Source organism: Enterococcus sp. MMGLQ5-1 (assembly GCF_013155265.1).
Classification (GTDB): Bacteria; Bacillota; Bacilli; order Lactobacillales; family Streptococcaceae; genus MMGLQ5-1.
The window spans coordinates 37,913-53,063 of sequence record NZ_JABJXU010000010.1 but is presented as its reverse complement, the minus strand read 5'-3'; the positions used below and the strand labels follow the sequence as shown (position 1 = coordinate 53,063).

13 protein-coding genes are annotated in these 15,151 nt (G+C 33.9%); 2 read left to right on the top strand and 11 right to left on the bottom strand.

What is annotated here, in order from left to right; all coding sequences use genetic code 11:
• Positions 1-111: 111 nt before the first annotated feature.
• From HOY35_RS10440 to HOY35_RS10400, 9 genes are all read right to left on the bottom strand, one after another.
• On the bottom strand, positions 112-393 hold the full coding sequence (locus HOY35_RS10440; RefSeq protein WP_172213471.1) for a metal-sensitive transcriptional regulator: 282 nt from the start codon (positions 391-393) through the stop codon (positions 112-114).
• Positions 394-480: 87 nt separating this feature from the next.
• Positions 481-1,071, bottom strand: a complete 591-nt coding sequence (locus HOY35_RS10435) for a sugar O-acetyltransferase (RefSeq protein WP_172213473.1) — start codon at positions 1,069-1,071, stop codon at positions 481-483.
• 193 nt (positions 1,072-1,264) lie between these two features.
• Positions 1,265-2,155: an aldo/keto reductase gene (locus HOY35_RS10430; RefSeq protein WP_172213475.1), complete on the bottom strand. Its 891-nt coding sequence runs from the start codon at positions 2,153-2,155 to the stop codon at positions 1,265-1,267.
• A 194-nt stretch (positions 2,156-2,349) separates the two neighbouring features.
• A complete protein-coding gene (locus HOY35_RS10425; RefSeq protein ID WP_216656372.1) occupies positions 2,350-3,291 on the bottom strand; it encodes an NmrA family NAD(P)-binding protein in 942 nt (313 codons plus the stop codon).
• A gap of 192 nt (positions 3,292-3,483) precedes the next feature.
• Positions 3,484-4,428, bottom strand: coding sequence for an NAD(P)H-binding protein (locus HOY35_RS10420; RefSeq protein ID WP_172213477.1), 945 nt, complete (start codon positions 4,426-4,428; stop codon positions 3,484-3,486).
• A gap of 123 nt (positions 4,429-4,551) precedes the next feature.
• Positions 4,552-5,436, bottom strand: coding sequence for a LysR family transcriptional regulator (locus tag HOY35_RS10415; RefSeq protein WP_172213479.1), 885 nt, complete (start codon positions 5,434-5,436; stop codon positions 4,552-4,554).
• Positions 5,437-6,129: 693 nt separating this feature from the next.
• Positions 6,130-6,510, bottom strand: a complete 381-nt coding sequence (locus tag HOY35_RS10410) for a pyridoxamine 5'-phosphate oxidase family protein (RefSeq protein WP_172213481.1) — start codon at positions 6,508-6,510, stop codon at positions 6,130-6,132.
• Positions 6,511-7,166: 656 nt separating this feature from the next.
• On the bottom strand, positions 7,167-8,447 hold the full coding sequence (locus tag HOY35_RS10405) for a 2-hydroxycarboxylate transporter family protein (protein ID WP_172213483.1): 1,281 nt from the start codon (positions 8,445-8,447) through the stop codon (positions 7,167-7,169).
• Between the two features lie 13 nt (positions 8,448-8,460).
• On the bottom strand, positions 8,461-10,083 hold the full coding sequence (locus HOY35_RS10400; RefSeq protein WP_172213485.1) for a malolactic enzyme: 1,623 nt from the start codon (positions 10,081-10,083) through the stop codon (positions 8,461-8,463).
• A 156-nt stretch (positions 10,084-10,239) separates the two neighbouring features.
• Here HOY35_RS10400 and HOY35_RS10395 point away from each other — a divergent pair, with 156 nt between their 5' ends.
• Positions 10,240-11,142: a LysR family transcriptional regulator gene (locus tag HOY35_RS10395; protein ID WP_172213487.1), complete on the top strand. Its 903-nt coding sequence runs from the start codon at positions 10,240-10,242 to the stop codon at positions 11,140-11,142.
• Positions 11,143-11,360: 218 nt separating this feature from the next.
• Here HOY35_RS10395 and HOY35_RS10390 read toward each other — a convergent pair whose 3' ends face one another.
• A complete protein-coding gene (locus HOY35_RS10390) occupies positions 11,361-12,014 on the bottom strand; it encodes a recombinase family protein (RefSeq protein ID WP_172213489.1) in 654 nt (217 codons plus the stop codon).
• Between the two features lie 427 nt (positions 12,015-12,441).
• Between HOY35_RS10390 and HOY35_RS10385 the strand changes: the two genes are divergently transcribed.
• The gene (locus tag HOY35_RS10385) at positions 12,442-13,908 is read left to right on the top strand and encodes a helix-turn-helix domain-containing protein (RefSeq protein WP_172213491.1); all 1,467 of its coding nucleotides are present in this window, start codon (positions 12,442-12,444) and stop codon (positions 13,906-13,908) included.
• A 914-nt stretch (positions 13,909-14,822) separates the two neighbouring features.
• Here HOY35_RS10385 and HOY35_RS10380 read toward each other — a convergent pair.
• The gene (locus HOY35_RS10380) at positions 14,823-15,149 is read right to left on the bottom strand and encodes an LPXTG cell wall anchor domain-containing protein (protein WP_172213493.1); all 327 of its coding nucleotides are present in this window, start codon (positions 15,147-15,149) and stop codon (positions 14,823-14,825) included.
• Between the last annotated feature and the right edge of the window lie 2 nt (positions 15,150-15,151).

Genomic DNA, 15,151 nt, shown 5'->3' with positions numbered 1-15,151 from the left:
ACAAAGCATACTCTGAAAGTATACTTTGTCTATATTCTAAATTATCCAAAGTAATCGGATAATAATTTAAATGTCAAATAATATAAAATAACATTATAATAAAATAAGCCTTTAATTCATCTTATTATATTGAGTAATGACTCTGCGTAATTGTTGCATTTCTGCTTCTAAATTTTTACCCTCATTAACATGCATTAATGAATGATCTGCCTGAGCCTCCAACAGTATTTGACTTAGCCTTTGTAAAGCTGAACGAGCAGAATTAATCTGAATTAACACTTCATCATAAGGCTTCTCCTCATTAAGCATCTTTTTAATGCCGGAAACCTGTCCTTCTATCCGATTCAGTCGATTGATTAGATTTTTATTTTGATGCTCTTCTAAATGTGACACAGTGCCACTTCCTTTCACCTTATATTATCCTTGATATTAAATAGACTCTATCATCAGCTAAAACTCGCATAATCAACAATCATAGCTTTATACATGAAAACCTGTTTTATCTGCTGCAGTAATTTTACGAATTACCCTACAGGGCACTCCAGCAGCAATAACGTTCGCTGGAATATCCTTATTGACAACACTTCCAGAGCCGATGATTGAATTTTCACCAATAGTCACACCTTGATTAATATGAACGCCAGCCCCAACCCAAACACGATTACCAATTTTAACACCTTTTGCATAGCAGGCACCAGCAACTCGCTCCTCAAAATCAATTGCGTGGTTTGAAGTATAAATGCCGACTCGAGGTCCAAATAACACATCGTCGCCGATTTCAATGGTCGCGCCATCCAGCATGACACAATCAAAGTTTGCATAAAAATTTTTCCCTAAAGAGATATTAAACCCAAATTCACAACGAAAATTAGGCTCAAAATACGCTCCCTCGCCGACGGAATGCAGGACTCTTTTTAAAATTGCGGCTCTAATTGCTGGAGAAGCGCCAAAGCTTTCATTATATTGATTCGTAAGGACAACTGTTTTCGCTCTTGCTTCAATCAATTCTCTTGATAAATCATTATACATCGCACCGCTCAGTATTTTCTGCCTTTGTTCTTCTAAATTCATAATTCATCTCACCCTTTGTTATTTTAATTTATTTTAACATAAAATCTAAGATCAAAAGTTACCACATCATTAATAAGATATGCTCTAATCCTAATTAGTAAAATTTATATTAAATAAACTACTTTACCAATTAAAAAATGCCTCACAAGTTAAACTGTAAGGCATTCATTATTTACCAATAGCAGGCAACTAATTATTTAAAGGCAAGATCAATTTTTTGATAATCAGCTTTAGACAGTTGAATCGTCAAAGCCTTTGCTAAATCCTTGGCTTGTGCCGCATCCCTAGCACCTGGAATAACGTGAGAAATGCTAGGATTAGCCATATACCAAGCTAACACAATATGTGTGACGGTTGCCTGATGATTATTGGCAATCTCTCTTAAGACCTCAATACCTTGTATGGCTCGATCAAAGGATTCATCAGTTAATCGGCTAAATTTAGCGCGATCTAAAGCGCCATAACGACCAGTTAATAATCCTGACTCAAGTGGAAAATACGGTACAAAATCAATCTGATTTTCTTTTAAATAGGCCCACTCATTATTTTCAGCTTCCCGATGCGCTAAACTATAATAATCCTCTACAATATCCACATAACCATCACGATTGGCTTCCTTTATCTCGGTAAGTGAAAAATTTGACAAGCCAATTGCTCTGATTTTACCCTCATTTTTTAATTCCTGTAAGGCGGCAACAGCTAATCTTTTATCTGTAGTCTTATCTGGGAAATGAATATAAAAAATATCTAGATAATCCGTTTTTAAACGTTTTAAAGCTGCATTAACTGATTGAATTAAAAATTCAGGCTGATTCGTCAGCTGCAAATCATGTTTAGGATCTTGTGCCGCCTTAGTTGCAATGATTAAGTCCGATCGCTGATAATCTTGAAGCACATCACCAATTATTTCTTCTGAACGTCCCAAGCCATATACAAAAGCTGTATCGAGTATGCTTATACCCGCATCAAGCCCTGCCCGAAGTAAATCATAGCCATCCTGATCCTTCAAATTATCAAAAAGATTATGCCCCCCTACCTTATTGGTACCTAAACCAAGCTTTGAGTGTTTAAAATTTACTGCCATCAGCTTCTCCTCCTTCAACATGATTAATAGCTCTGATACGCCCATTTTAAATTATTATTAATCATTAAAATATACTATTAACAGTTTCTATAGGAAAAGCTTAATGCTTTCAGCAAATATTTGCAAACAACTAGATTTAATCAAGCAGGATTCAACAATTTTATACTTATCTAAAACAATATTAGCAGTCTAATTTAATCATCAGTGGCATTCCTTACCCCTACTTGATATGCCTCTAGCTGTTCAAACATTGCTTTAACACTAACTGGTTTCTGCCCAGTTAATAATTCAAAATCCTCTGTAAAGGTATTCATTTTACCCTCGCGAATTGCTTGACCAAATGTTACCATCCCTTCACTAGAATACGGTGCTGGTGAATCCTTTTTAAAATCACCATCGGTTGTCCTAGGTACACCCATTGCATCAAAAGCAGCATAAGTCTCTTCGTCACTAGCCACTTGATAATGTACATTTTTACCCGTTACCTGATTTCCGATTTCAACAAAACGGGCAAGCGTCATTAATTCAGCACCATTAATATTAAAAATTCTTTTTTCTTCAACAGGCCCTTGTAACGCGTACGCAGCAGCTAATGCACAATCCTTTCGGGAAACATATGCCATCTCACCATCAGCCTGATTTGAAGCCTGAACACCGCTCGTTGCTGCTGCATTCAGATAGCTAGTAATCATTGCTTCAGCATATTGAGAATTCCGCATAAAATTGTAATACAATTTGGTTTGATTAACCAGATAGTCTTCAGTGTATGCATGATCAATTTTTTCAATACTTGGATTAGTTGGGTCTGAAGCATTAACCAGCGAAGTATAGACAATTTTTTGAACGCCTGCATCAATCGCAGCGTTAATCGCATTTCGATGCGCCTGTTGCCGTTTTTTCCCAACAAAGGGTGCTGAAATAAGTAGCATCACATCTCCACCTTTAAATGCTTCAACAAGTGACGATTGGTGATTAAAGTTTGCAACTCTCAAAGTTGCACCAGAATTTAAAAATGAGTCTAAACCGCTTTCACTTGGTGCAGTAAAGATTAAATTTTCGGCATTAACTTTAGTCAATAATTCTTTTGCAACAATTGAACCAAAGTTGCCATCCACACCATTCACAATAATTTTCATAATTTCCTCCTTGTTTGTAAATAACTTCACAATATTTTTAATAATTCTAGTATAAGTGTGAATAGCGTAAAATCAAAGCATTGAATTATAATCAAGATCGTAAGTAAATCTAACAATGTTATCTAAATTTAATAAAAAAACTGAGTATAGCCTTCAAATTACAAAGCTTACTCAGTTTATAGATTAATTACTTTAATCAGACTCTAGCGCATGACGCTCACCCAATAAAAAATCATCCAGATGCTCAAACATAAATTTAAGACTTAAAGGCTGGCGTCCTGTTAGCTTTGGAAAATCATTCACTTCAACGTCAAGATAGCCGTCTCGAACAGCCATACCAAAAGTTACCATACCTTCTGAAGTCGCTTGAATTGGGCTCTTAGAAAAATCACCATCAGTATCTCTGGGCACACCGATTTGATCAAAATAAATATATAATTCTTCATCAGTTTGTCTTTGATACCGTATTTGATTATTGGTCACTTGATTACCAATCGCTAAAAATGCCTCATAAGAGACCAACTCAAAACCATTAATATTTAATATTTGTCGATGTAATAAGTCATTTGCTAGTGCACATGCAGCAGCATATGCCGCATCTCTTCTTGAAATGTAGGCAACACGACCTTCACCTGCATTTTTAGTAATTATTGCTTGATGATTATTAACAGTTAACTGATATTCAGAAGTAAAGGCTTCAGCAAAAAGTGAATTTCTTAAAATTAGATAATCCAGTGGCGTATTTTGAATAATGGACTCAGTATAAGCATGATCGATATTTTCAATACTAGGATTTAATGGATTTGCAGCCGAAAGAACTGATGTATAGACAATTTGATTTACATTAGCCTTAACGCAAGCTTCAACAGCATTTTGATGCGCTTGACGACGTTTTTCACCGACAAAGGGCATTGAAATTAATAAAACCTTATCAGCATTTTCAAAAATTGAAATTAATTTTGAAACATCGTTATAATCAGCAACAGCAGTTTCAATACCCAGCGACTGAAATTTTTGTAAGGATGAACTATCAGGGGCAGTAAATAACAATTTTTCCTTTGGGACAAGCTGCTGAATTTTTTCAGCAACCACACTGCCAAAATTACCATTTACACCGTTGACTACAATTTTTCGCATAAAAGCCTCCATATATAAGCAGTTATATTTTGTTAAAAAAGTAACAATCTATTCTAGCAAAATTATAGCCCGAATTGGCTTGAAATAAAAGAATAATTCACTTATCAACACTATTAGAAAAAATTACAAAATATTTGGTATATCGTTAAAATAATCAATAACATGTTGAATAAAAGAATGAATTAATGGCGTCGTAGGAATTGCGTAGGCTACACAGTACGATGAATGGTGATGCGTCTCTTTCAAATCAATCATTGCAATGTCCTCTTGATTTTTTACCACCTCTTTTGAAATTACAGCGACTCCCTTCTGCACTCGGACAGCTGTTAATAATTCATCAATATTATCATAGGTTGCATGGATTACTGGTGTCACTCCATCTAATTTAAAGGATTTAAATAAGTTTTGATAATAGTATTCACCTGTTGCCTTTGAGAAAATAACAAGAGGTATGTCTTTCAACTGCTTACCGGTCAATAATTTTTCCGTGGCAAGTGGATGCTTTTTTGCACAAATCACTACCATCTCTAGCGGCTTTAACGGGACAATTTCAATCATTGGCGCCTTAAAATCATCCTCAATGCCAAATGCAACGTCAAGACTACCGTCTAATAAGCTCTCACGCAGCATTTTAAAGGTGCCATGCTTAAATTCAAATTCTAAGTCCGAATATTTTGTCCGATATGCATCTAGTAATACTGGTAATAAATTACGCTCCACAGGACCTGTCGGTCCAATTCTAAGCGTTTTTGCTGCCTCATGTGCCAGCTCTATGGCATGATAATAAGCATCAACAAGCTGCCGAGCCTGCTGATAAAATATTTGCCCACTTGCCGTCAAAACCGGCTTATACTTCGTACGATTAAATAAAACCAGCTTAGTTTCGTTTTCTAATGCTGTAATTTGCTGATTAACTGCTGAAGCGGATATATATAAATGCTGAGCTGCATTTGAAAAGCTGCCATATTCAACCGTTGCAATAAAGTATTCTAATTTACGAATGCCCATCATCAATTCACCATTCCTAACTGATATTTTATGCTCATTATATCACAATATATTCTCGCTTAATTTTAAAATTTTCAAAACGATTACTCCTAATTATTAAGAAGTTTCAAAAGCCTTAGATAAAAAAAGCATTTCACCGATTAATCGTAAAATGCTTACACATCATTTAACTATTAGCTGAGTCAATTAAATTTAAAACCTTTCAGCAGCAAATCGAAAATCAACCCTATTAATTATATTGATAAGCCTTAGAAGATAAAAATATTTTAATTGCTATGATATTAATTAAAAATCATAGCTGACCTCTTTTCCTGCCCAATAAGATTATAGGCTTTAGCGAAAAGAAAAATATTATCTATCAGCTGATTAATCCTGAAATGGACATCATCGTTAATAAATTGTGGTTGAAAAAAATCAAGCACCTCAGTAAAAATATAATTTGATAGCATATAGCCTTCAAATAATTTATGATTAGTTTTAGCTGTGTTTCAGCCACTAAAAAATGCTTTTTAGATCCACCGTTCTCACCAAATCGATAATTTTATTTTGAAATGCACTCGGTGGCAAAAGCTCAAAAGCATTTTTTAAGAAGGCCGGTCTTGATACCTGTAAGATTGGAGAGCCAATAATGGTTATATTAGCCAACATCAGCTCTGATGTTAAAAATTTGGCATCTCCAGCAAGATTAATAATTTAAATTGATGAACAAGTTACAGGACCATTTGATGGATATTCAATTAAGGTACCGTTCCTTAACACAAAGGTTACTGCATCATTTTGCTGTCCATACTTTGGAAATGCTCGCCTAAAGGCCTCCAAGGATTCAACTGATCCTTCAGCTAGGTCACCAGAAATTCTGAACCATCTATCAGGCAGAATTGCGGAAATTTGAATACGTGGATTAGCCTTCAGCTGCTCAAAAACTGCCTTACCTGTGTTAGTAATAAAATAGATTTCATCTTGAAAGACGATGTAGACGCCAAACGGCCGAATTTGCACACCCTGTGTTGACGTAGTTGCCAAAAAAAATACTTCTGATAAATCAAGTAGCTCTGTTACCCGTTTTAAGCTCATTACTCTCCCTCCACTTTCTCACTTCATTTTCAAAGATTGATAACTGCTATTATTACGGTCTCAAAACGATTATTAATTAAATATAGCTTATCATAAATGTAAATAAATCAATATCATCCACAATAATCAAGTAATTAATCATTAAATCCTTTAAAATAAAAATTTTTAAAAGGGGTTACCGATTAATCCAGCTATTGCATCGTAAAAATCTTTATTGATAAAATAAGGGGTTAACCATCATTAAATAACAAACAGTCAACGCAATTATGTCATGTTTCAAAATAAATGAAATTAATTTCAACCAAAAATATCGATTGTTATTAATATTCTAAGGGATATAATTTTTCCGATAAATTAAGTAAAAAGCGTTGGTGATAAAAAGGCATTTAGCAAGCTATAAATTTATTAATTTCTACCTTATTCCTACCATTCCAATAGGCTGCTTGATAAGAAATCGAGCAAGTAGTATGAAGACCTCTTTTCACAAATGATTGAGACTTATACCGAGAGCTTCAAAACGATGACCTTCATTACTCTCAGCATTAAATCAAAATAGGAGGACTTATGTCACAGCCCTCCTATTTAGTATTTATCAAATTCTCTAGCTACTATTTCATATTTATACATTTAATATTTTAACTCGTAGCTCATAAAAATTAATGATAAAAGAAACGAATTAAAATACCACCTAGAATTAAGACAATGGCACCACATAAGCGATTAGCCATTTGAGCAAAGGCAATCATTTCCATTCTATCAGCTGCTGATAAAACCGCAATATTACCTGTACCACCCATTGAATTATTAATCATACCTGCACCAATCGCTGTTTCAACTGGGTACATACCTAGCGCCATTCCTAAAAACCAACTACAAAGCCCCATCGAAATCACGCTTGTTAGACAAAGCACGACAAACTGCCATGTAAATGCTGATTCAAGCGTTGTTAAATCAATCATAGCAAGACCAATCCCAGCTAAAACCGCATGTGTCAGATTAGTCATAATCACTTGATTAAACATTACAACAGACGCTTCCAATTTTTTAGGGACAATATTGACCGCCTTCAATATAAAGACGATAATAATCATAAAAGCATATTCATGAACCTTAGGGAAAAAGTTATTTAAAATACAGCCGACTGTAAGTAATGAAAAGGCAAATAGCATCCCAACGCCGATTTTTTGTGCATCTAGTGTAATTTTTGGCTTTTCCAGCTCCTCTTTCGTCGCTGAAATTAGCGTACCATGTCCATTATATTTTGAATTGGCAAACACCTTTGAAATTAATAATGCACCGATGACTGCAATAATATTACCAAAGGTCACTGATGGTGCTAATTGTGAAAATATTGCGGCCTGATTGCCATGAGCTAAGCCGGCAGCATAGATTTGAGAAAGTGGGGTTATACCAGCACCCATCCCTCCAGCCATCATTGGCATCGAAACATACATCACAGAATGCGCAAAGCCTTGTCCTAAAAGCACGCCGACTAAGCCGACTGAAAAGAAGCCGACAACCATCGTCCCTAAAGCAACTGGGATAAATTTGGTAGAGGCCTTCACTAATAAATTACGATTCATGCCTAAAATGGAGCCACAAATAAGCGCTGCAATATAGAAATCAAGAAAACCAAATTGTCCTCCCATAAATTTGCCAACCGCTGTAATCACATGAGCTGGTATCAGATGAAAGGAGGCTAGCAGTGTCGCTCCAATTAAAGTAAATACAGAGCCTCCCCCAAGATATGAATTCATAATCGGCAGCTTTTCACCAATGTAATATAGAAAATGCCCCAGAGCAACTAATAATAACGTCAAGCCAACCATATTAAGCGGTAATTTATCTAATGCAATTGCCCCAGCAATCACAATCATAAAGAAGACATATAGCGGTAGACTAATCCCCGAAATTTTAATATCTTTAAAATTTTTCATTTACTTACCTTTCCTAATATTTTGGATACCATTTAAGCTTTTTAACTGCTTTGGCCATGTCTGTTTCTTCGGACTGAGCTAAGCCTTGTTCCTGCGCTTTATTAGCAACTGCCTCAGCCACTTTAACTGAAACATCTGCGACATATTTAAATGGTGGTAAGACTGGCGCACCAGCTTGTCTTGAATCAACAAGACCGCTTAATGAATGAGCAGCTGCACCAATCATTTCATCGGTAAGCAAAGACGCTTCCGAAGCAAGCATCCCTAAGCCCAAGCCCGGATAAATTAAAGCATTATTCGCTTGACCAATTTGATAAGCAACACCTTTGTAATCGACAGTCCCTGAAGGAACTCCTGTTGCAACGAAGGCTTTGCCATCAGACCATTGAATTACTTGTTCTGCCGTTGCCTCTAATTTTTTTGTTGGATTTGAAATTGGAAAAATGATTGGACGATTTGTGTTTTCACACATCGCCTCAACCACTTCTTTGGTAAATGCACCTGCATCTGTAGAGGTCCCTACCAAAATAGTTGGCTTAACGCTTTTAATCACATTTAGCAGCTGAGCCATCTCACCTGAATTTTTAAAATCTGAACGTTTTTTTGCAAAAGGTTTTTGTGCAGGCGTCAAGTCTTTCATATCATCAAATAATAAGCCTTGCTGATCTACCATAAAGAAATGCTGATATGCTTCTGCCTCTGACAAGCCTTCACTAACCATTTCCGCATGTACTCTGCTCGCAATCCCTGCACCTGCTGAGCCGCCGCCATAACAAAGGTAAACTTGGTCAACTAACTTTTCACCGGTAATATCTAAAGCACCAAAAATACCACCAAGAACAACGATTCCCGTCCCTTGAATGTCATCGTTAAAAGTTGGTATTTTATTTTTGTATTTATCCAAGATATTAGCTGCATTCGAGCGTCCAAAATCTTCCCAATGTAAATATAGCTTAGGGAATAATGCCTCAGCTGTTTCCACAAATTGATTGATAAATGCGTAATACTGTTCGCCATAAATACGTTCTTGGTGGTTGCCAAGATATAAAGGATCATTAAGCAGCTCTTTGCGTGTCGTGCCTGCATCAATAACAATCGGCAATACACAGGAGGGATCAATACCGGCCGCTGCTGTATAAACCATTAATTTACCGACTGAAATATCAACACCTTGGGTTCCCCAGTCCCCAATTCCAAGAATGCCTTCGGCATCAGTAACCACAATCAGGCGTATTTTTCGCTCTCCTGCAGCATTTTTTAACGTTTCCTTAATATTTTCTGGATGATTAATATCAAGATAGGCTGCATATTGTGGATCAATAAATAAGTGACTATAATTTTCTATCGTATCAGCGATTGTTGGATCATAAACTATTGGATTAAATTCAACAATGTGCTGATTAAATAAATAATAAAATAACGTTCTGTTTGTATTAAAAATTTCCATTAAAAAATGACGTTTTTCAATATCAGATTGTTTGGTCAAATACTGCTGATAGGTCTGCTCCGCCTGTTCTTCAATGGTTTGAATATGTGGTGGCAGTAAACCGACCAAACCAAGTCCTTGACGTTCTTCTAATGTAAAGGCAGTACCTTTATTTAAAAAAGGGTTATTCAAAATTTCATGTGCACGCATTGTACATCCTCCAATTAAAATAATTTAGTAATAAAGCTAATTTACATTTGTTACTTTAATTCTCTATAATAAATATAGTCAAATCAGCATGTTATGATAAATTTTATTTATAACAAACAATTAAGTGATAAACTAACTAAAAGGAGAAATTGAAGAATGAATATACGTGATTTTGAATATTTTAATGCGTTGGGCGACTTACTATCATTTACTCAGGTAGCCAACCAGTTTAATGTAAGCCAGCCTACGATTAGTTACGCTATCAAACGATTAGAACAATATTACGGTTGTGATTTGATTAAAAGAGAAGCATCACATCGCTCGATTTTACTTACGAATGAAGGCGCAATCTTAAAGGTGCATATTGAGAACATACTAAATGAATTTATCACCGTTGAACGTGCGATTGAGCATTCTAAAAAGAATAAAATTCATATCGGCTTTCCACCAATCATCCGCTCGAGAATCTTTTCACAGCTACTAAATGAGAGAGGGGCACTTAGCTTTATAGCAAATTTTCATTTAGTCTCAGGTGGTTCAAATAAACTACTTGCCCAGCTACTATCTGGGCGGCTAGATTTTAGTTTAATTGGAAGCGTTACACCTTTGCAGCATCCTGATTTAAGCGTTAAATTAATTCAGCAGCAAGAATTCTTTATTTTCGTTTCTAAAGATAACCCACTTGCAAAAAAAAACGAAATTTCATTTGAAGAGACGCTTGATTATCCTTTTATTTTACTAGAGGAAGGCAATACACATATGAAAGCCTTCCAAAAGCTCAATGAAAAATATAAAAAAAAGGCTCAAATCTTATTTTATTTTTCTGATGTCCAAACAATCGGTCAACTAGTTAAGTCAAACATTGGTATTACACTAATGACTGATTTTCCCTACTTTCAGGATATAGAAGGCCTAATCAAAATTCCATTAGTTCCACAAGACAAAGAAATATTTTATATTCAATATGCCTTCTTAAAACAAGCTGTGCTAAGTGATGATTTAAGCAAACTAATCAATATCTTGGATAAAATTGCTAGCAATAATCAACTGAAATATTAAAATAATAGCGGCAGTTAAAAAACGGCTAATCATATTATCAAATAAAATAGACACCTCTCCGGGATTGGATAGATGTCTGTTTTATTATCTGTATTAATGCAATAATATCAATTCTACTTGTTGAAAAATTGCCACTATTTCTTGATCCTGTCAATATGAGTAGCAATTTCTATAAGTATAGTTCCAAATTCTTCTAATGAATAAATTAATATATTTCATCAACGATTTTTATCTTTTTTTTTTCGTGATAACCCATGCTGTCGAGCAATTTTATAAACTGTGCTTTCTGAGACTTCTAAGCGCTCAGCAATACGTTTAACCGAAAGTGTATTTAAACGATATAATCTGATAATTTCTCTTTGCTTTTGCTTTGAAACAGGCGGTTTCCCAAGTACAACACCATTTTTTCTCGCCTGCTCAAGCCCCTCTCTAGTTCTCTGCCTAATATTATTTAATTCAAACTCAGCAAATATACCTAATAATTGATACATAAGAATACCAGTTGGAGTTGAGGTATCAATATTTTCCTTTACGCTTACAAACTCAATTTGATGCTCCTTTAAATCCTCAACCAATTTTAGTAAGGTTGATGTCTTACGACTTAATCGATCCATTTTATAAACACAAAAAGAAACCTTCTTACCGCAGCCAGCTAGCTCTTTAGCAAAATTAGTACCCTTAATTAGCTCTGTGCGTTTATCATTACTACCTGATTGCTTTTCTGAAAAAATAATTTGGCAGTCTTTTAATGCTTCAAGTTGAACTGCGAGGCCCAATTTTTGACGATCATCAATAGAAGAGACCCGAGCATAGCCAATCTTAATTTCTTCTAGCTGACGTATTGCGACGTATTGATTCTGTTTTTTTCTCATTCCAATTTCCCCCATATATTTTTATTGATACTCATATATGGTAAGCCAAAAACACACTAAATTTAACTTTTATTTACATTTATCATTTTTTATTTTTAAATAGTATGCTTTAAAATTAATATTACTCATTTATTCTAAAAAAGCATTAGACCAGAATCATTTTAATCTATTATAGTTATTGCCTAATAATTAAACAAATAATAATATTTACTATCTACTTAAAATATTAATTCTCAAAATTTCATTTTCGTTACTTATTATAAATAAGATATATTTAAAATTATTCAATCTATAACTTAAAGTTATTTTATTATCTGATTTTATAATTTTTTTATTTTCAAATAGAATAATACAAATGATATAATAACCTCAGACAATTTTTAAAATGTTATAAATATCCTATCTATTTGAATGAGGAAGTGAGTTTTTGTTTACAAATTTTTTTACCAAGAAAGAAATAACTTATATTAAGTTAATTGAAGAGGCCTACACAAATAATCAAATACAATTATCTAAATTAAATAGCGAATTTTCAATTGAAACAGATCAAATTGAATATGAAATCAAAAAGATTAATTCAATTATTACGCCTAATTATTTTGAAACCACCAAATCCTCTTTAAATTTAGTGACTGTTAAAAGTGAAAATATTTCTAATATCTATGCTAATTTTTTAAAGAACAACATTTATTTTAACATTCTTGAAAAATTATTTTTCAACTCTCAGCTCACGATTTTTGACCTTTCTCAAGAATTATTTTTAAGTTTATCAACCCTGAAAAGAAAACTAAGTGAGCTTAGAAAAATACTCTCACCATTTAATATTGAAATCAAAACTCGACCGCTTAGAGTTGTGGGCGATGAAAAAAATATTATTGACCTCTATACAATTTATTTCCTTGAAGCTTATCCAAGTCGACCATATCCATTTCCAGAAGCACAAATAGACCTATTTATAGAATTTTATAAGACAATTCACAAGGATTGGGGTAAAAAAAGTCAAATTACGGAAATTGGCCATGATACAACTAAAGTGCTTATTAATTTGTATCGGCAAAAATCTGGTTTTCAATATAAGGCATTGCCAAACCCTGAAAAAATCCACACTGGATTAAATTTAAGCTCATTATCTTCAAGTGAGTTTGTCAATTCTTTCAAGGCTATTTTTAAAATGGATTTAACCTCAGATATAATTGTGAGAATATTTTCAAATTATCTTGATTTCCCCTATCAATTTTCATACCAATACTTAATGGCGAATCAAAAGGATAAAGTAATTCAAGAAAAAACAATCGCTACAGAAGCATTTTTGAATCAACTTTCAAGCAGCTACTCAATCCCAATCGTGAACAAACAAGATTTAATTCTTGAAATTGTTAATTATTTATCTGAAATGGAATATCGAAAAATACCAACTTTTATCTTAAACGATTCATCAACACGTTTTATTTTAGAAAACAAAGAAATCTCGGAGGATTTTTTCTTAAATTTCAAGCATATTTTTGAACAGCATATCGAGCCAATTGTGTCGGTTGAAATTAATATCTACGAAATATTCTTTAGAGTTATTATAAATTGGGACCATCTTTTATATTCAATTATTTTGAGACAACCAAAAGTCAATGTAGGTATTTTATTAAACAGCTTTACTGCACATTCTAACTTTATAGTGGAGCAGCTCAATTTGCAGCATTCAAACTTTGCAAATTTTTATCCAATTTACGTAAATGATTCTTTAGAGAGTATCGAAAATTATGATTTAATTCTTACCAACATTTCTGATTTCAAGACCTCATGTAAAAAAATCATCATTGATATGGCTTTAATGGATAATGACTGGGTAAAAATCGCTAATGAAATCCGAAATATTCGTCAAGCAAAATTTAATAATTAAATTTTAAAGCTAAAACAAAGGTGGGAAAAAAACATTCAACGACTTAGAAAATAGGCTAAATTACCTTGTCAAAAAATTATAAAGCAAGGTAATTTCTTTCTCTTATTAAAACTGTGAAAAATAGACAAGCCAATTTCGCGTTTATTTGCTCGGGCATACTACGCTCGAACAGAAAATGTACTTTTTTTGAGATTGTTTAGGTAATCTAGCTCCAACGGCTTGAAATATTCGATACAAGAAAAAATAATTCAATTGCATACCTTACTGACTAACTGCCTCAAATTTCATTCTGAAATTTGAGGCAGTTAGTCGGCATGGCAAAAAAACGCCATTATCCACGACCTCTAAGCACTAAAGTGCTTAGAGGTCGTGGATAAGATTAAGCAATTATTTTCTGCTTAGACGCATATTTCGGAACAAGCCGTTTACGCTTTTTAAACAATCAGCTTCAATGACCAGCGTATAGGAAATTAAAGAAAAAGTGCGAACAAGCTAGTCTTGCATTCATTCACTTTGGCGATTTTTGCCAAATTGCAAGACATACTTGTATCACTACTTTTCTAGTTGATTTAACCCATTAACGCTAAACAGTCATTTCAGCTTTTTTGACAATCTAGCTTCAACGGCTTGAAAGTATCGGCATAAGCTGAAAAAATAGATAGGCAAAGAACGCCTTTACTATTTTCCAGTCTTATGCTCAACTTTCAAAGCAAGTCGTTACAGCTTTTTTGACAATGTTCAAAATTTTGTCTATTTTCCTATGGCATTGAAGCTGTCGCTTCAGCGAATTACATAAAAACTTATGGCAACGTGCCTTAGCGGATTTTCCGCTTAGACGTTGACTAGTCTTTGTCGTATTGTCCTCCGTAAATTACGAACAATACAAAAAAGTTAGGACTTTTGTCACATTCCTATTATTTATATTCATTTGAATTATCATTTTTGTAGTTATGCCTGATGGCAAAAAATAGAATTACTAAGATAATCAGTAGACCGATAAAGCTTAGAAATTGATTTTTGGTTTCACTAGTTTTAGGCAGGCTCTTTTTTTCTCTACTGTCTGATTTGATATCTGATTTTGAATTAGTGGTAGTGCTTGATGCTATTGGATCAGTAAAAGTTATCCCTGCATTTGAATTGTTTTCAAAAGCATTTACAGAATTGTTTAAAATAATCATAGAGCATGATGCTAAGAAAATTAGAAGAATAATCTTAACACAGGCTATTTGTAGCTTTTTCATGA